This is a genomic window from Stagnihabitans lacustris (genome assembly GCF_025950525.1).
Lineage (GTDB): Bacteria > Pseudomonadota > Alphaproteobacteria > Rhodobacterales > Rhodobacteraceae > Stagnihabitans.
Window position 1 is genome coordinate 193,360 of the sequence record NZ_JAPDGS010000004.1, and the last position, 17,603, is coordinate 210,962.

General features: G+C 64.9%; 18 protein-coding genes and 1 riboswitch. Of the genes, 14 read left to right on the top strand and 4 right to left on the bottom strand.

All coding sequences use genetic code 11. The features are described from left to right. Position 1: 1 nt before the first annotated feature. Positions 2–940 (top strand): adenosylcobinamide-phosphate synthase CbiB, encoded by a 939-nt coding sequence (gene cbiB / locus NX862_RS11925; RefSeq protein WP_264494130.1) that lies wholly within the window; start codon positions 2–4, stop codon positions 938–940. Beyond that, a complete protein-coding gene (locus NX862_RS11930) occupies positions 937–1,875 on the top strand; it encodes a threonine-phosphate decarboxylase (protein ID WP_264494131.1) in 939 nt (312 codons plus the stop codon). Before cbiB ends, NX862_RS11930 begins: the two co-directional genes overlap by 4 nt. Here the strand turns inward: NX862_RS11930 and NX862_RS11935 are convergent. The 3 genes from NX862_RS11935 to cobO are packed head-to-tail and all read right to left on the bottom strand — an operon-like array spanning position 1,864 to position 4,540. Next, entirely contained in the window at positions 1,864–3,306 is a 1,443-nt protein-coding gene (locus NX862_RS11935; RefSeq protein WP_264494132.1) for a cobyric acid synthase, read from the bottom strand. The two genes, NX862_RS11930 and NX862_RS11935, sit on opposite strands and share 12 nt — an antisense overlap. After that, positions 3,303–3,905 (bottom strand): HAD family hydrolase, encoded by a 603-nt coding sequence (locus tag NX862_RS19390; RefSeq protein WP_319800880.1) that lies wholly within the window; start codon positions 3,903–3,905, stop codon positions 3,303–3,305. The genes NX862_RS11935 and NX862_RS19390 overlap by 4 nt, the downstream gene beginning before the upstream one ends. After that, positions 3,899–4,540: a cob(I)yrinic acid a,c-diamide adenosyltransferase gene (cobO, locus tag NX862_RS11945; protein WP_264494133.1), complete on the bottom strand. Its 642-nt coding sequence runs from the start codon at positions 4,538–4,540 to the stop codon at positions 3,899–3,901. The genes NX862_RS19390 and cobO overlap by 7 nt, the downstream gene beginning before the upstream one ends. A 37-nt stretch (positions 4,541–4,577) precedes the next feature. Beyond that, positions 4,578–4,773: riboswitch (cobalamin riboswitch) on the top strand. 69 nt (positions 4,774–4,842) lie between these two features. Here cobO and NX862_RS11950 point away from each other — a divergent pair. Genes NX862_RS11950 through cobJ form a run of 7 tightly spaced genes read left to right on the top strand, consistent with a single transcriptional unit; the run spans position 4,843 to position 12,604 of the window. After that, positions 4,843–5,214: a DUF1636 family protein gene (locus tag NX862_RS11950; protein WP_264494134.1), complete on the top strand. Its 372-nt coding sequence runs from the start codon at positions 4,843–4,845 to the stop codon at positions 5,212–5,214. Between the two features lies 1 nt (position 5,215). After that, entirely contained in the window at positions 5,216–6,235 is a 1,020-nt protein-coding gene (gene cobW / locus NX862_RS11955; RefSeq protein WP_264494135.1) for a cobalamin biosynthesis protein CobW, read from the top strand. After that, the gene (cobN, locus tag NX862_RS11960) at positions 6,236–9,409 is read left to right on the top strand and encodes a cobaltochelatase subunit CobN (RefSeq protein WP_264494136.1); all 3,174 of its coding nucleotides are present in this window, start codon (positions 6,236–6,238) and stop codon (positions 9,407–9,409) included. Continuing rightward, positions 9,357–10,520, top strand: coding sequence for a precorrin-3B synthase (cobG, locus tag NX862_RS11965; RefSeq protein WP_264494137.1), 1,164 nt, complete (start codon positions 9,357–9,359; stop codon positions 10,518–10,520). Before cobN ends, cobG begins: the two co-directional genes overlap by 53 nt. Then, entirely contained in the window at positions 10,520–11,149 is a 630-nt protein-coding gene (locus NX862_RS11970) for a precorrin-8X methylmutase (RefSeq protein ID WP_264494138.1), read from the top strand. Before cobG ends, NX862_RS11970 begins: the two co-directional genes overlap by 1 nt. A gap of 1 nt (position 11,150) precedes the next feature. Beyond that, the gene (locus NX862_RS11975; protein WP_264494139.1) at positions 11,151–11,879 is read left to right on the top strand and encodes a precorrin-2 C(20)-methyltransferase; all 729 of its coding nucleotides are present in this window, start codon (positions 11,151–11,153) and stop codon (positions 11,877–11,879) included. Then, positions 11,876–12,604, top strand: a complete 729-nt coding sequence (gene cobJ, locus NX862_RS11980; RefSeq protein WP_264494317.1) for a precorrin-3B C(17)-methyltransferase — start codon at positions 11,876–11,878, stop codon at positions 12,602–12,604. Before NX862_RS11975 ends, cobJ begins: the two co-directional genes overlap by 4 nt. Here cobJ and NX862_RS11985 read toward each other — a convergent pair. Next, positions 12,583–13,317 carry a cobalt-precorrin-6A reductase gene (locus tag NX862_RS11985; protein ID WP_264494140.1) on the bottom strand — a complete coding sequence of 245 codons (735 nt, stop codon included), beginning with the start codon at positions 13,315–13,317 and terminating at the stop codon, positions 12,583–12,585. The genes cobJ and NX862_RS11985 overlap by 22 nt on opposite strands. Position 13,318: 1 nt before the next feature. Here NX862_RS11985 and cbiE point away from each other — a divergent pair, with 1 nt between their 5' ends. From cbiE to cobA, 5 genes are read left to right on the top strand one after another with little or no spacing between them, the layout of a single operon-like run. Next, positions 13,319–14,497, top strand: coding sequence for a precorrin-6y C5,15-methyltransferase (decarboxylating) subunit CbiE (gene cbiE / locus NX862_RS11990; RefSeq protein WP_264494318.1), 1,179 nt, complete (start codon positions 13,319–13,321; stop codon positions 14,495–14,497). Next, complete coding sequence (locus NX862_RS11995) at positions 14,494–14,844, top strand: cobalamin biosynthesis protein (protein WP_264494141.1); 351 nt, start codon at positions 14,494–14,496, stop codon at positions 14,842–14,844. Before cbiE ends, NX862_RS11995 begins: the two co-directional genes overlap by 4 nt. Further along, entirely contained in the window at positions 14,841–15,617 is a 777-nt protein-coding gene (gene cobM / locus NX862_RS12000; RefSeq protein WP_264494142.1) for a precorrin-4 C(11)-methyltransferase, read from the top strand. Before NX862_RS11995 ends, cobM begins: the two co-directional genes overlap by 4 nt. After that, positions 15,614–16,894 carry a cobyrinic acid a,c-diamide synthase CobB gene (locus NX862_RS12005; RefSeq protein WP_264494143.1) on the top strand — a complete coding sequence of 427 codons (1,281 nt, stop codon included), beginning with the start codon at positions 15,614–15,616 and terminating at the stop codon, positions 16,892–16,894. The genes cobM and NX862_RS12005 overlap by 4 nt, the downstream gene beginning before the upstream one ends. Beyond that, the gene (gene cobA, locus NX862_RS12010) at positions 16,895–17,602 is read left to right on the top strand and encodes a uroporphyrinogen-III C-methyltransferase (RefSeq protein ID WP_264494144.1); all 708 of its coding nucleotides are present in this window, start codon (positions 16,895–16,897) and stop codon (positions 17,600–17,602) included. Position 17,603 lies beyond the last annotated feature (1 nt).

Below are 17,603 nucleotides of genomic sequence, written 5' to 3' on the forward strand. Positions count from 1 at the left end.
GATGTTTGCAGGCACCATGGTTCTGGCTTTGGCGGTGGATGCGGTGATGGGTTGGCCCGACCGGGTCTTTGACCGCATCGGCCATCCGGTCACGTGGTTGGGCGGGCTGATCGACGCGCTGGAGCGGCGGTTCAACCGCGAGGCCGACAGCTTTGCGGCGCGCCGGTTGCGGGGCGTCGGGGTCTGTCTGTTTGTGACCTTTGTGGCGGGTTTTGCGGCTCAGGTTCTGGTCTGGGCTTTGCCGGGGGGGCTTTGGGGCGCGGTGCTGACCGGGGTTCTGGCCTGGCCTTTGGTCGCGGCGCGCTCGCTTTATGACCATGTGGCGCGGGTGGCGGGCCCCCTGTCGCGCGGCGATCTGCAGGGCGCGCGCGATGCCGTGGCGATGATCGTCGGGCGTGATCCGAACCTGCTGGACGAGGCGGGCGTGGCGCGGGCGGCGCTGGAAAGCCTGGCCGAGAACACCTCGGATGGGGTGGTGGCGCCCTTGTTCTGGGGCGTGCTTTTGGGCTTGCCAGGGATTGCGGCCTATAAGGCGATCAACACGATGGATTCAATGATCGGCCATATGTCGCCGCGCTATCGTGCCTTTGGCTGGGCTGCGGCGCGGCTGGATGATCTGGTCAATCTGGTGCCTGCGCGGCTGACGGGGCTCTTGTTTGTGGCGGCTTCGGGGTCGGAGTGGAAACAGGCGCTGAAGGTGATGATTGCCGATGCGGGCCATCACCGCAGCCCCAATGCCGGCTGGCCAGAGGCCGCTTTGGCGGGCGGGCTGGGGGTCAGGCTTTCGGGGCCCCGGGTCTATGATGGGGCTTTGTCGTCAGAGCCTTACGTGAATGTGGGCGCCCCCGATCCGCGGCCCTTTGACCTGGCGCGCGGCTTGGTGGCCTATCTTTGGGCCATGGGGATCATGGCGCTGGTCATGATGGTTTTGGCGCTATGAGGGATCACGGCGGGGACATCGAGGCCGCGCGGGCGCGGTTCGGCGGCGGGTCTTGGGTCGACCTTTCGACCGGCATCAACCGGGTGCCCTATCCGGTTGCCGTCTCGGCCGAAGCCTATGCGGCCTTACCGCGTAAGGATGCGGTTCAGGCCTTGATGACTGCGGCGCGCGCAGCCTATCGCAGCGCCGCGCCGATGGGGATTCTGGCCGGGGCGCAGGGCGCGATCCAGATGGTGCCGGGGCTGCTGCCACGGGGGCTCGCGCGGGTCGTCTCGCCCACCTACAACGAACATGCGGCCTGCCTTACGGCGCAAGGTTGGACGGTTGAACCGGTTCCGACTCTAGACTCGCTGGCAGGCGCCGATCTGGGTGTCGTGGTCAATCCGAACAATCCCGACGGGCGGATCTGGTCGCGCGATCAGGTGCTGGCCCTGCGCGGCAAGGTTGGGCTTTTGGTGGTGGACGAAAGTTTTGCCGACCCGGTGCCCGAAGTGTCGGTCGCCGCGGAGGCCGGGCCGGGGCTGATGGTGCTGCGGTCCTTTGGCAAGTTCTATGGGCTGGCCGGGCTGCGGTTGGGCTTTGCCTTGGGCGAGGACCGGCTTGTGGCGCAGATGGCCGAATGGGCCGGACCCTGGCCGGTTTCCGGTCCCGCGCTGGAAATCGGCGCGCGGGCTTTGGCGGACACCGCTTGGCAGACCGCGACCACGACGCGGCTGGCTGCAGAGGCGCGGCGCCTGGATGCGCTGGCCGCGGCTTGGGGCTGGGCGCTGGTCGGTGGCGGCCATCTGTTTCGCACCTATGACACCGGGGATGCGCAGGCGGCCCAGGACTTTCTGGCCCGCCACGGCATCTGGAGCCGGATTTTCCCCTGGTCGAAGGGCTGGCTGCGTTTGGGCCTGCCGGGGCTGGCAGAGTGGGACCGCCTACCGCGCTAGCGCCATCAGGCCTGCAACATCCAGATGCGCCTCGATATGATCGGCCAAGGCGTCCAAAGTCGCCTGAACCTCGGCGCCGTGGTTGCGGTCCGAGGCGGGCAGACCCAGCGCGCGCAGATAGGCCGCGCGAAAGGCGTCCGAGGCGAAAAGCCCATGCAGATAGGACCCCGTCACGCGGCCATCGGTGGACATCGCGCCCTCTGGCTGACCGTCCACCGTGGCAAAGGGGCGGTCGCGGTCCGGGCCAGTGGTCCGGCCGATGTGAATCTCATAGCCGTCCAGGTCAAGCCCGGTCGCGATATGGCGGGCGCGGGTCCGGGTCAGACGCTTGTCCGGCGTCATCTCGGTCGTCACCTGCAGGAAGCCCAGGCCCCGGGTCGAGCCCGGGGCGCCTTCGATCCCTTGGGGGTCGTGGATTTCGGTCCCCAACATCTGATAGCCGCCGCAGATGCCAAGAATACGGCCCCCCCGGCGGTAATGCGCGATCAGGTCAGTGTCCCAGCCTTGCGACCGCAGATAGGCCAGGTCGGCGCGGGTCGATTTGGACCCCGGCAGGATCACAAGGCGCGCATCCCCGGGGATGGGTTGACCGGCGCCCAGCATGATGACCTCGACCCCCGGTTCGGATTTCAGCGGGTCCAGGTCGTCGAAATTGGCGATCCGGCTGAACTGCAGGCAAACGACCTTGGCGCCCTTGTGCGGAGAGCCCGAAATGTCCAAAGCGTCCTCTGCCGGCAGACGCCAGGCGTCGCGGAACCAGGGCAGAGTGCCGAACCCCTGCCAGCCGGTGCGATCCGCGATCAGCTTGTAACCGTCGTCAAACAGCGAAGGATCACCGCGGAACTTGTTGATGATAAAGCCTTTGATCCGCGCCGCATCTTTCGGGTCCAGCACGACTTGCGACCCCACCAGCTGCGCAATCACGCCGCCGCGGTCGATGTCTCCGACCAGGACGACCGGCACATCTGCGGCCTCGGCAAAGCCCATGTTGGCGATGTCACCGGCGCGCAGGTTCACTTCGGCAGGCGAGCCCGCGCCCTCGACGATCACCAGATCATGCGCGGCTTTCAGGCGGTGGAACGACTCCAGCACCGGCGCCATCAGCTTGGGCTTCAGCGCGGAATACTCCCGCGCCTTGACGGTGGCAACGCGACGGCCTTGCACTACGACTTGAGAGCCGACCTCGGATTCGGGCTTCAGCAGCACGGGGTTCATGTCGGTATGGGGGTCCAGCCCGCAGGCCAGCGCCTGCAGCGCCTGCGCCCGGCCGATCTCGCCGCCATCCACCGTCACCGCGGCATTGTTCGACATGTTCTGCGGTTTGAAGGGCGCCACCGAAAGCCCGCGCCGCACCATCGCGCGACACAAGCCCGCCACCAGCATCGACTTGCCGACATTGCTGCCCGCACCTTGGATCATCAAGCTTTTCAAGCGTCTATCCCCAGAAGTTCAGGCAGTTCGGCCCGGGTTTCATCGGTGAAATGAAAGACCCGCCAGCCCCGCGCAAGGGCCGCCTTGATGTTTTTCTCGGCGTCGTCAATCAGCAGGATATCTGACGGCGCCACCCCGCTCCAGGCCTCGATTTCCGCATAAAACCCCGGGTCGGGTTTTTTCACCCCCATCGGCCCCGAGGCAAAGATGCGCTGAAACCGATGCGCGCCCAGGACCTGCCAGATGAACCCCGCGCGGTGGTGGTCGTTGTTCGTGGCAATCACGCCGGGCAAGGCACAGGCCGAGGCCCAGGCCGTCACCTGCGGGTCCAAAACGCAATCCCGCGCCAGCCACCAGTCCAGGACATGACGGGCGGGCAGGGTGACGGCATGGGCCGCGCGCCACTCTTCCAGCAGGTCCAGCAGGTCATAGCGCCCGGTCAGAACCGCATCAAACCGCCCCTGCGCCCAGACGAAATCGGTGAAACGTTCCGGATCGGCGCCGATATCGGCGCGAAACCCCTCTTGCCAGGCGAAGAAATCGCCCTGAAAGCCGCGGTTCAGAACCCCGTCGAAATCCCAGGCGATCAGCTTCAGAATTCCACCCCCGCTTGCGCCTTGATGCCAGAGCGGAACGGATGCTTGACCAGGGTCATTTCGGTCACAAGGTCGGCGGCGGCAATCAGCGCCTCCGACGCTCCACGACCGGTCAGGACCACATGGGTCAGGGGCGGCTTGTCGGCCAGCACGCTTAGCACCTCGGCCTCGTCCAGATAGCCGTAGCGCAGCGCGATGTTGATCTCATCCAGCAGCACGAGGCGAATCTCGGGGTCCTCGATCAGCTCTTTCGCCTTGGCCCAACCAGCCAAAGCCGCCGCGATGTCGCGGGCCTTGTCCTGGGTCTCCCAGGTAAAGCCCTCGCCCATGGCGTGAAACTGGCACAGGTCGCCGAAGTTCTGCGTCAGAAGGCGACGTTCACCGGTGTCCCAGGCGCCCTTGATGAACTGCACGACCGCGCAGGGCATTTCATGCGCGATGCAGCGCAAGATCATGCCAAAGCCCGAGGAAGACTTGCCTTTTCCCGATCCGGTATGGACGATGACCAGGCCCTTTTCCCCCGATTTCCCGGCCATGATCTTGTCGCGGGCGGCCTTTTTCTTGGCCATCTTGGCGGCGTGGCGGACCTCGTCGGAAATCGCTTCAGCGGGGGTCGTGTCGGTTTCGGGGTCTGACATGGCGGCTCTTATCCTTGACGTATCCGCGCCATCCTGCCACAGCAGGGGCATAGCTGGTGTCTGTCATACGACAGACCAAAAGGGAATGCGACAGGGTGGAAACACCTTGGAAGCAGCCGCCCCCGCGACCGTGACCGGAGAGGTCGCCCATGGCCACTGAGGTTTACCTTGGGAAGGCGGGCGACCGGGAAACCTCCGCAAGCCGGGAGACCTGCCAGCTGGGACGAAACTTGGCGAACGGGGTGTTTCGCGACAGGTTGGGCCTTTGGGGTCCCCTGTCGCGCATACCCCTGAAAGGTGTGATGGGCGCGCGACTGCATATCTGCATGACCTGCAAGGCCGGGCTGCCGGTCCCCGAGGGCGAAAAGCCCATGGGGGCGCAGCTGTGGGACGCCATCAGCGCGCTGCCCGCACCCGAGGGCGTCGAGGTTATCGCGGTCGATTGCCTGTCGGCCTGCAACACCGGGGCTGCCGTGGCGCTGTCGATGAAGGGCGCCTGGTCCTATGTCTATGGCCGCATGACGGCGGAAAACGCCGCCGATATCCTTGCGGGCGCCGAGGCCTATGCGCGCACGACCGATGGTCTGGTGGCCTGGCGCGAACGTCCCGTGATCTTCCGCAAGCAGTCGCTTGCCCGTATTCCCCCCCTTTTAGATCCCGCCGTGGAGGCCTGAGATGGACCTGTCCAAAATCCCCGTTACCGTGATCACCGGCTTTCTTGGCGCGGGGAAAACCACGCTGATCCGGCATCTTATGGCCAATCCGCAGGGCAAGCGCCTGGCGGTTCTGGTCAATGAGTTCGGCACCGTGGGCGTCGATGGCGACATCCTGAAATCCTGCGCCGACGAGAATTGCCCCGAGGAAAACATCGTCGAACTGGCGAATGGCTGCATCTGCTGCACCGTGGCCGAGGATTTCATCCCGACGATCGAGGCTTTGCTTCGGCTCCCGAAGCGCCCCGATCACATCCTGATCGAGACCTCGGGGCTGGCGCTGCCGAAGCCCCTGTTGAAGGCCTTTGATTGGCCGGGCATCCGGTCGCTGATCACCGTCGATGGCGTGATCACCCTGGCCGATGCCGAGGCGGTGGCCACGGGGCTTTTCGCGGGCGAACTGACCGAGACACAGATTGCCGCCGGCGAACATGACACGCCCCTGGGCGAGGTCTTTGAAGATCAGCTGGCCTGCGCCGATATCGTCCTGTTGACCAAGGCCGATCTGGCCGGTGAGGCGGGGGTCGAGGCCGCGCGCAAGGTCATCGCCTTTGAGGCCGAGGAAAAGGGCCGCGCCTTGCCGGTTCTGGCCGTGACCGATGGGGTCGTCGATCCTCGCGTCATCCTGGGCCTGGGCAAGGCCGCCGAAGACGACCTGGCCGCGCGTCCCAGCCATCACGACGGCGAGGATGGCCATGAGCATGACGATTTCGACTCTGTGTCGGTGGACTTGCCCGAGATGGACTCGGTCGAAGACTTGCTGAAGGCGATTGGCCATCTGACCGAGGGCGGGGCTTTGCGCGTCAAGGGCTATGTCGCGATCAAGGGCAAGCCGATGCGGCTGTTGGTCCAGGCCGTGGGGGCGCGGGTGCGGCACCAATACGACCGGCCCTGGGGCACCGCGCGGGCCGGTCATCTGGTCGTGATCGGCGAAAAGGGCAATATCGACGCCGCGGCCATTCACGCCGTGCTGGGGGCGTAAATGCACGTCACCTTCCGCGAGAGCCATGGTCTGGAGGAGACGGCGGCGCCGTTCGATCCCGATCAGGCGCCTGCGGATATGGTGGTTTTGTCCTTCAGTGACAGTGACTTGGGGGCCTTTGCTGCGGGGTATCATCGGGCGGCGGGTGGCTTGCCCTCGCTGCGGCTTTGCAACCTTGTGGCGCTGAAACATCCGGTTTCGGTTGACACCTATATCGACAAGACCGCGGGGGCCGCCAAGGCGATCCTGGTGCGGCTGATCGGTGGCGAGGCCTATTGGGCCTACGGTCTGGCCAGTCTGCAGGACCTGGCGCGGCGGCGGGGGATCGCGCTGGCCGTCCTGCCCGCCGATGGGCGCGAGGACCCGCGGCTGGACGCTTTGTCGACGTTGCCGGTGTCCACCCTGCGGCGGTTGCAGGCGCTTTGTGATGCGGGCGGCGCGGTGGCGGCCCAGGCGGCCTTGGCGCAACTGGCCTTGGCGGCGGGGCTTTATGCGCCTCCGGTTCTGGGCGAGAAAAAGGTGCCCGACTGCGGGTTTTATCAACCGGGGCTTGGGGTTGTGGCCGACGGCGCGCCGGATGGCGTGGCGGTGGTCTTCTACCGCAGCTATCTGACCGCCGCCGATACCGATGCGGTTGATGCGCTGATTGCCGAGCTTTCGGGGCGGGGTCTGCGGGCCTATGGCGTCTTTGCGCCCTCGTTGAAGGGTGGCTCGGCCGATTGGGTGGCGGGCGCTTTGGCGCGGCTGCGTCCCCTCGCCGTTGTGAATGCGACGGCCTTTTCGGCGCGGGGCGAGACCGGGTCCCCGCTGGATACCGGCGCGCCGGTGTTTCAGGTGGCGCTGTCGACGGCGCGGCGGCGGGATTGGGCGGGGTCGATGCGGGGGCTGTCTCCTGCCGATCTGGCGATGCATGTCGTGATGCCCGAGGTCGATGGGCGGGTGGGCCTGGGGGTCGTGTCCTTCAAATCACCGGGCAAGCGCGATCCGGACTTGCAGTTTTCAAGGTTCGCCCATCGCGCGGATATGGGGCGGGTTCGGGCTGCGGTCGACCGGGTTTGCGCCTGGTTGCGTTTGGGGTCTACGCCCCGGGCGGAGCGGTCTTTGGCGCTGGTGCTGTCGACCTATCCGGGGCGCGCACATCAGATGGCCCATGCGGTGGGTCTGGACGCGCTGGCCTCGGCGGATGCGGTGGCTTTGCGGCTGGCGGCAGAGGGATTTGACGTCCTGCCCGCGGCCATGAGGCTGGACTCCATCAGCTGGCCGGTTTCCGAATATCTGCAGGCTGTGAACAGCTTGGCGCCCGAACTTCGCGCAGATTTGGCCGATTGGCACAGCGATCCGGCGGTTCAGGACGGCGCCTTTCACTTTGCGGCGCAGCGGATGGGGCGGCTGTTGGTGGCGCTGCAACCGGAACGCGCCCTGGCCGACCGCGAGGGCACCTATCACGACCTGACCCGGGTGCCGCGCCCGGCCTATGTGGCCTTCTACTTGTGGCTGCGGTCGCAGGGCATTCACGCGCTGATCCATATGGGCGCGCATGGCACGCTAGAGTGGCTTCCGGGCAAATCGGTCGCCCTGTCAGAGGCGTGCTGGCCCGAGGCCCTGACGCCTTGCCCCGTGATCTATCCCTTTATCGTCAATGACCCGGGCGAGGCGGCACAGGCCAAACGCCGGCTTGGCGCCGTGACCTTGGGCCACCTGCCGCCGCCATTGGCCGATGCGGGGACGCCGGAAAATCTGCTGCGTTTGGAACGGCTTCTGGACGAATATTCAACCGCCGATGGCATTGATCCGGCCCGGCGCGACCGGCTGATTTCTGCGATCCGCGAAGAGGCGCGCGGTCAGGGTCTGGAAGAGGATCTGGGCCTGCCGCCGAATGCCACGCCCGCCGAGGCGATCACCCGCATCGACCGTTTCGTCTGCGACATCAAGGAAAGCCGCTTTGGCGACGGGCTGCATGTCTATGGCGCGGTGGGTGAGATGGAGGGGCTTTTGGCCGCGCTTGACGGTCGGTTCGTGCAGCCGGGGCCCGCGGGCTCTCCGGCGCGGCGGACGGATGTGCTGCCGACGGGGCGGAATTTGTTCAGCGTCGATCCGCGCGCCGTGCCCTCGCGCGCGGCCCATGCGCAAGGCGTGAAGCTGGCCGAAGAGCTGATCCGGCGTCATTTGCAAGACCAGGGCGACTATCCCCGCGGTCTGGTCGTGGACCTTTGGGGCAGCGCCACGATGCGCACGGCCGGCGAAGATTTCGCGATGGCGCTGCATCTGGCGGGGCTGAAGCCGGTTTGGGACGAAGGCGCGGGCCGCGTCTCGGGCGTCGAAATCGTGCCGCTGGCCCTGCTGGGGCGGCCGCGGATTGATGTGACGCTGCGGGTCTCGGGTCTGTTTCGGGATATCTTTCCGGGACTTGCGGGGCTTTTTGAAACCGGTTGCGCTGCTCTTGGCCAGCGCGACGAGGCCACCGAGGACAACCCCTATCTGGCCTTGACCCCTCGGGTTTTTGCGCCTGAACCCGGTTCCTATGGACTTGGCATCGGCGCCGACGACTTTTCCCCCGAAGCGCGGACCGCAGCCGGAGAGGCCTGGATTGCCGCCTCCTCCTGGGCGATCGGGGCCGATGGCGAAGCGCGGGAGGCGCGGGAGGCCCTGATCGCTCGCCTGAAAAGCGCAGACAGTTTCGTCCATTCCCAGGACTTGGCGGAAAGTGATGTGCTTCTGGCGCAGGATTATGCCAGCCACGAGGCCGGTTTCGCCGCAGCCATGCAGGCCGTGGGCAGCATGAAGCCCGCGCTCTATCATCTTGATACCACAGGGGAAACGGCACGGGCACGCAGCCTGGGCGAAGAGATCGCACGGGTGGTTCGGGCCCGGGCGCAGAACCCCGCCTGGGCCGATGGCATGATGCGCCACGGCTTTCGCGGCGCGGCGGAAATCGCGGCAACGCTGGACCATATGGCCGCCTTTGCCCATCTCGCGCAGGTCGTGCCCGCGCATCTCTTCGACCTCTATCACGAAGCGACTTTGGGCCGCGACGATCTGCGCGATTTCCTTGGTCGCGAAAATCCGGCAGCCTTGCAGGCGATGGAAAATTGCTTCCGCAGGCTGGCGGAAGCGGGCCTCTATGTCACCCGACGCAACTCGATCGCGATGGAGCTTCACCGTGCAAGCGCCTGAATTCAAAGTGCAAGGCTGGTGTCCCGGGGCTCTGCGTCCGATGGAATCCGGCGATGGGCTTGTCGTCCGAATTCGTCCGCGTTGCGCCAGTTTCACGGCCCGACAACTCCTGGGGATCGCCTCAGCGGCGTTGCAGCACGGCAATGGGGTGGTGGAATTGACGGCGCGCGCCAATCTGCAGCTGCGCGGCGTCACGCAGGCCTCTCATGGGCCCCTGTTGACCGCGTTGCGCGCGCTGGACCTGCTGGACAGCGATCCCGCAATCGAGGGCAGGCGCAACGTGGTCCTCTCGCCCTGGCGGAGCGCCGAAGACGCCGAACTGGCGATGGAGCTTTACAACGCCATCGCCCAAGGCCCTGACCTGCCTGGAAAATTCGGCTTCGCCCTTGATCTGGGGTCACAGCGCGTGCTTGGAACGACCTCTGCCGATATCCGGCTGGAATTGGGCGCAGAGGGAATGATCTTGCGCGCCGATGGCTGTAGCGGCGGCGCCCGGGTGACGCGCGATACGGCGGTTCCCGAGGCGATGCGGATGGCGCGTTGGTTCGTCGAAAGCGGAGGCGTTTCCGAGGGGCGAGGACGCATGGCCGCGCATCTGAAGCGGGCCGCTTTGCCCTTTGACACGTCGCAGCTTCCCATGCCAGAAGCCGCAGAAATCGTCCCGGGGCAAAGGGACGACGGTGCGCTAATTGCCTTTGAGTTCGGCATCTTGCGCGCGGAAGCTCTATCAAACTTGGCCAAGCAGATTGCCGAAGTGCGCATGACGCCCTGGCGGATGCTGTTCCTGCCCGGCGCCACCATGCCCGATCTGCCGGGCGCGATCATCGGTCCGGACCCGCGGCTGAAGGTCTATGCCTGCACCGGCGCTCCGGGTTGTCCGCAAGCGCTGCAAGAGACACGCGCGCTGGCCCGTCGCCTTGCGCCCCTCGTTACAGGCGTCCTGCATGTGTCAGGATGTGGCAAGGGATGCGCTCATCCAGCGACCGCCGACGTCGTTCTTTCCGCGACACGCCAAGGCTTTGCGCTTGCACAGAATGCCAAGGCAGGGGCTGAGGGCGTTGTTTTGAAACCCTCGGAAATCACCTTAGAAACACTCGCCAAGGCTATGTAATGGCACATATATACGAAAAAGACGGCGCAACGATCTATGTGCAGAGCTTTGCCACCATTCGGCGCGAGGCCGATCTCTCGCGCTTTACGCCAGAAGAAGAAGTCGTGGTTGTCCGCATGATCCATGCCGCGGGAATGGTCGAGCTGGCACCCTATGTCAACTTTTCGCCAGGAATGGCGATTGCGGCGCGGGCGGCGCTAGAGGCGGGTGCACCGATCCTTTGCGATGCGAAAATGGTCTCCGAGGGCATCACGCGGGCGCGCTTGCCGGCCAGAAACGAGGTCATTTGCACATTGCAAGACCCGCGCGTCCCGGCAATGGCGGCCGAGATCGGCAACACGCGAAGTGCTGCGGCGCTGGAACTCTGGCGGCCGCATCTGGCCGGCGCTGTCGTTGCGATCGGCAATGCCCCAACCGCTTTGTTTCATCTTCTCAACATGTTGGAGGACGAAGCTTGCCCTCGGCCTGCGGCCATCATAGGCTGTCCTGTGGGCTTTATCGGCGCGGCCGAAAGCAAGGAAGCCTTGATGGCGGCACCGCCGGTGCCTTCTGTCGTGGTGCGCGGGCGGCTGGGCGGATCGGCGATCACGGTGGCGGCGGTCAATGCGCTCGCCTCCCGGAAGGAGTGACATGGGCAAGTTGATCTGTGCTGGCCTTGGGCCTGGTGATCCCGACTTGATGTCGCTGCGCAGCCACCGCGCCATCACCGCCGCGCGGGATGTCGCCTATTTCCGCAAGGCCGGTCGCGCGGGGCAGGCCCGGCGGATCGTTGAGGGTCTTTTGCGCGCCGATGTGCGCGAACACGCGATGGAATACCCGGTCACGACCGAACTGCGCTTTGACACACCCGAGTATAATCAAGCCCTCGCGCTGTTCTATGACGATTGGGCCGCAAGGATCGAAGCGCATCTCAAGAGCGCGGATATGGTTGTCCTATGCGAGGGCGACCCCTTCTTTTATGGCTCTTTCATGCATCTTTACAGTCGCTTGGCAGGCAAAGTTGAGCTGGAAGTGATCCCAGGGATTACGGGGATGACCGGTTGCTGGACGGCCACAGGACAGCCGATCACTTGGGGCGACGACGTGCTTTCGGTGCTGATGGGCACTCTGCCGCAAGAGGTGATGCAGGCGCGGATGGCCGAGGCCGATGCGCTGGTCGTGATGAAAACCGGGCGCAATTTGCCGAAAATCCGATCCGCCCTTGCAGCCGTTGGCAAGTTGGACGCCGCCTATCTGGTCGAGGCAGGCACGATGCCGAACCAGCGCATCCGCCGTCTGGCCGAAGTCGAGGGCGAATGTCCCTACTTCGCCATCGTTCTGGTCCATGGCCATGGACGTCGCCCGGAGATCCCGGAATGACCGGCCGCCTTGACATCATCGGCATCGGTCCGGGCGACGAGGCCTTGATTACACCCGATGTGCGCGCCGTTCTGGCCCAGGCGACCGACGCCGTAGGCTATATTCCCTATGTCGAACGGGTTGCGGGGCCGGGACTTCGGCTTCATCCGTCCGACAATCGGGTAGAGCTTGACCGTGCGCGACAAGCCTTGCAAATGGCTCTGCAAGGTCAAAGAGTTGCGGTCGTTTCTTCAGGTGATCCGGGGGTCTTTGCCATGGCCTCGGCTGTCTTCGAGGCCCTGGAAGGCTGGCCCGAAGCCCAGCAGGTCGAGATTGCGGTTCATCCCGGAATTACGGCCATGCTGGCAGCCTCGGCCGCATTGGGCGCACCCTTAGGGCATGACTTTTGTTGCATCAACCTCAGCGACAATCTGAAACCCTGGGCCCTGATCGAAATGCGCCTCCGTCTGGCGGCAGAGGCAGATTTTGCCATGGCCTTTTACAATCCGCGCTCTGCCTCGCGGCCGGAAGGCTTCACTCGGGCGCTTGAAGTTCTTATGGCAAGCCAATGTGGTGAAAGACTTATATCGTTTGCGCGGAATGTCTCGCGCCCGGATCAGACCTTGTTGACCCTGCCATTGAAAGACGCTCGCCCAGAAATGGCGGACATGCGCACGCTGGTCATTCTTGGCAACTCTGCGACACGGCGGGTTGGCGACTGGGTCTATTCGCCGAGGTTCGCATGAAGAAAACTCATGACCTCGGCCACGGTTTCCACGGTCAGACGCGGCGGCACCTGAGGGCGGTTGATCAAAATTACCCGCAGACCAAGTCTGCGCGCCGCCTCCAGTTTCGCCCGCGCCCCAACACCGCCCGCATTCTTCGAGACGACGATCTGGATGCCATGCGCCTGCAACAGCGCCAGATCCTCCGTATAGGCGAAAGGACCGCGCGAGATCACGACCTCGGCCGGAAAAGGCAGATTTTGCGGCGGATCGACCAGGCGCAAAAGGTAATGATGCTGGGGCTTTACTGCAAAGACTTCAAGTTGCAGCCGACCGATCGCCAAAAAGACACGGGCGGGATCTTCGGGCAGGACGGCAACCGCTTCCTGCATGTCTGCGACCTGAATCCAATCGTCGCCCATTTGCGGCGCCCAGGGCTGGCGTTCCAGTGCGATCAACGGCACATGCGCCAAAGCACAGGCCGCGACAGCATGGGTCGACATCTGCGCCGCGAAAGGATGGGTCGCGTCGATGACATGGGTGATGGCCTCGGCGCGCAGGTAGTCGACCAATCCCGTCACGCCACCAAAGCCGCCAACACGCTGCGGCAGGGGTTGGGTGATCGGCGCCTCAGTGCGGCCGGCATAGGAGAAAACCCCCGCAATACCCTGTTCTGCCAAGGTTTTTGCCATCAAGCTCGCCTCGGTCGTGCCGCCAAGAAGAAGGATGCGCATCGTGTCTGACCCTTGGGTGACAATCATCGGTGTTGGCGAAGATGGACCGGAGGGGCTGTCGGGCGCAAGCCGGGATGCGCTGGCGCGGGCCGATTTGGTCTTTGGTGCGCCGCGCCACCTGGAGCTTCTGGGCGTCGCGGGTGAACCCTATCCAGTGCCGTTTTCCATCCAACCGATCCTGGCGGCGCGCGGCAAACACGTCGCGGTCCTGGCCTCTGGCGATCCGTTTTGGCACGGCGCGGGGGGCAGCCTGATGGAGGCCCTGCAGCCGGATGAATGGATCAGTCACCCGGTTCCCTCGTCATTTCAACGACTTGCGAACCGTCTTGGATGGAAGATGGAGAATTGCCTTTGCCTTGGGTTGCATGCGGTGCCCCTGACACGGCTTCGCCCTCTCCTGGGCCAAGGTCAACGACTTTTGGTTCTGCTTCGCGATGGCCAGGCGGTGGCGGAACTTGGGACCTATCTGGCCGAACAAGGCTTCGGGCTGTCGATCCTGCATGTCGCTGAAAGGCTAGGTGGCCCGCGTGAGCGGCTTGTAAAGATCACCGCACAAGAGGCTCATACTTATACATTTTCGGCTCCCGTAGCGGCAGCCATCGACGCTGTGGGTCAGGGGATGTCACAGGCTTCGGGTCTGCCTGACGACCTTTTCGCCCATGACGGGCAGATCACCAAGCGGCCGTTCCGCGCGCTGACGCTCTCGGCTTTGGCGCCGCGGCATGGCGAGGTCCTGTGGGATCTTGGCTGCGGTTCGGGCTCGGTTTCAATCGAGTTTCTGTTGGCAGCACAGGGCACGACGGCCCATGCGGTCGAGGCCGACGAGGCCCGTGGCACCCGCGCGGCACTGAATGCCGAAAGCTTCGGGCTTTCGCATCGTTGGCATCTACATCGGGGCAAGGCATTGGAAAAGCTGGATGATTTGCCACCTCCCAACGTGGTTTTCGTCGGCGGTGGGGCAAGTCTCGCGCTTCTGGATGCGCTTTGGCCGCGCCTGCCAGAGGGGGCGCGGCTGGTGATGAATGGGGTGACACTGGAGACCGAGGCGCTGCTTTACGCAGCCCACGGCCTGCGCGGCGGCACCTTGATCCGGATCGACATCGCCGAGGCAGGCGCCCTCGGCTCGCGCCACGGCTGGGAGGCCGCGCGACCCGTCGTGCAATGGAGCGTCACGAAATGAGGGTGGCGGGCTTGGGGTTTCGCAAAGGGGTCAGCATGGAAAGCCTGAGGGCGGCGCTGGATCTTGTCGGCCCATTTGACGCCATTGCAACGATTGCAGCAAAGGCCCATGAACCGGGATTGCAAAGCCTGATCAATGCCTTGCAGCTTCCTTTTCATGCAATGTCGCAAGAGGCGATCCAGACGTCGGAACGCGGAGGCTCGGCCCTCGCGCGGTTGATTTATGGCACGGGATCGGTGGCGGAATCGGCGGCACTGGCTGCGGCCGGTCCCGGAGCGCGACTGGTGCAGGCGAAGCAAAAAACCCCCGATGGCATGGCTGTCGCGGCGATAGCGGAGGTTCCATGATCCATTTCATCGGCGCGGGGCCTGGGGCGGCGGACCTGATCACGCTGCGCGGGCGCGATCTGATTGCCGCCTGTTCGGTCTGTCTTTACGCGGGGTCGCTGGTGCCCGAAGCGCTGTTGGCGCATTGCCCGCCGGGTGCGCGGATCGTCAACACTGCGCCTTTGTCGTTGGACGCGATCACGACGGAAATGGCAGAGGCTCACGCGCAAGGTCTTGATGTTGCACGACTTCATTCTGGCGACCTCTCGATCTGGTCGGCCATGGGAGAGCAGCTGCGGCGGCTGCGCGCCTTGGGAATTCCCTATGACGTGACGCCGGGCGTGCCGAGTTTTGCGGCTTCGGCGGCGGCCCTGGCGGCGGAATTGACGCTTCCGGGACTGGCGCAGTCGGTGGTTCTGACGCGGACGCCGGGGCGAGCGAGTGCCATGCCCGAGGGCGAAAGCCTGGTGGCCTTTGCCAAAACCGGCGCGACTTTGGCGATCCATCTGTCGATCCATGCCTTGCCGCAGGTCGTCGCGGATCTGACGCCGATCCTGGGCGATTGTCCGGTCGCGGTGGTCTGGCGCGCGACCTGGCCGGATCAGAAGGTGATCCGCGGAACTTTGTCGACGATTCAAGGACTTGTGGGGCCCGAGGTTGACCGGACGGCCCTGATCCTGGTGGGGCGTGCCCTGGGGCAAGAGGGGTTCGACGAAAGCCGCCTTTACGCCGATGACTACGACCGGCGCTATCGTCCGCGCGGGACCGAGCCGCGTTTCCCGGAGGCGACATGAAAGGCTTTCTGATCTCGGCGCCGTCATCGGGGTCGGGCAAGACTCTGGTAACGCTGGGAATTTCTCGCGCCTTGCGGCGTAGAGGATTGGCGGTTCAATGCTTTAAATCCGGACCCGACTATATCGACCCCGCCTTTCACCGCGCGGCCACGGGACGGGCGAGCTTTAACCTCGACACTTGGGCCATGGGGGAGGCCACGATCCGCGCGCTTTTGACCGAGGCCGTAGGGGCGGATGTGGTCGTGGCCGAAGGTTCGATGGGCTTGCATGACGGGGTGGCGCGCCCAGGCGCCTGGGGGCGCGGGGCCTCGGCTGATCTGGCTATGGCATTGAATTGGCCTGTGGTTTTGGTCATCGACGTCTCGGGTCAGGCCCAGACTTGCGGCGCTGTCGCGTTGGGGTGTCAGGCCTTTCGGCCGGGTCTGCGGCTGGCCGGCGTGATCCTGAACAAGGTTGCCAGCCCGCGACATGAGCGGTTGGCGCGCGCCGGGATCGAGGCTGCGGGGTTGCGGGTTCTGGGCGCTTTGCCGCGGCAAAAGGGCGCCGAGGTTCCCGAACGCCACCTGGGTCTGGTCCAGGCCGAAGAGCTGCCACAGTTGGACGCCGTGCTGGAGGCTGCGGCCGATCTGATCTCCCAACATGTCAATCTGGACGCGATCCTTACGGCTGCGGCCGAGGTTGCGGGGCAGGGCGCGCTTCACCTGGCGCCCCCGGGTCAGCGCATTGCGCTTGCCCGCGACGAGGCTTTTTCCTTTATTTATCCGCATCTTCTGGAGGGATGGCGCCGCGCCGGCGCGGAGGTTCTGACCTTCTCTCCACTGGCCGATCAGGCGCCGCCAAAGGCCGATATCTGCTGGCTGCCGGGCGGCTATCCCGAACTTCACGGCGGGCGTTTGGCGCAGGCGGACCGCTTCATGACGGGCCTGCGCGCCTTCGACGGGCCGATCCATGGCGAATGTGGCGGCTATATGGTCCTGGGCGAGGCCTTGATTGACGGGCAGGGCGTCCGACATCCGATGGCGGGTCTGCTGGGTCTTGTGACCTCGTTCGAAAAGCGGAAAATGCACCTGGGCTACCGCTTGGCCGAGATCGCCAATCCTCCTCCGGGCCTCGCAAAGCGGTGCCGGGGACATGAGTTCCATTACTCGAACATCGTCGCGCAACCCGATGAACCGCTTGGGAAAGTCGTCGATGCCGACGGCAATTTGGTGCCCGAAACCGGCAGCCGTCGCGGTCACGTGACCGGCACTTATTTCCACATGATCGCCGAGGCCTGAATGTTTGTCTCCTTCGTTTCCTCTGGTCCGGGCGACCCCGAGCTTCTGACCGTCAAGGCCGCGCGGCTCATCGGTCAGGCCGATGCGATCTTGTTCGACGACCTGTCCTCTGGTCCGATCCTGGCCCTGGCGCGGCCGGATGCCGACCTTGTCGGGGTTGGAAAACGGGCAGGGCGCGTCAGTCCGAAACAAGATCAGGTCAGCCGCCTGCTGGTCGAATATGCCAAGTCCGGTCAAAGGGTTGTGCGCCTGAAGTCCGGTGACGGCGGCATGTTTGGCCGGCTGGAAGAAGAGATCGAGGCCTGCCGTGCCGCGGGGATTTCCTATGAGATCGTGCCCGGCGTCAGCTCTCCTTTTGCGGCGGCGGCGGCGGCGGGTATTCCGCTCAGCCGGCGTTTGACCGCCCGCCGGGTGCAGTTTGTGACCGGTGCCGACATCACCGGGGGCATGCCGCAGGATCTGAACCTTGCAGCACTGGCCGACCCCTTGGTCACAACCGTGATTTTCATGGGAAAACGGACCTTTGCGGCACTTTCTTCACAGCTGATTGCGGCCGGTTTGCCGCCCGACACGCCCGCAATGCTGGCCGAAAGCGTCTCGACCCCAGAGCAGCGGATCACGCGGTCGACCGTGGCCGATCTTGGCGCGGCGCTGGCTTTGGCACATGACGGGCCCGCGCTGATCCTTTTGGGACCTTTGATGGAATGAC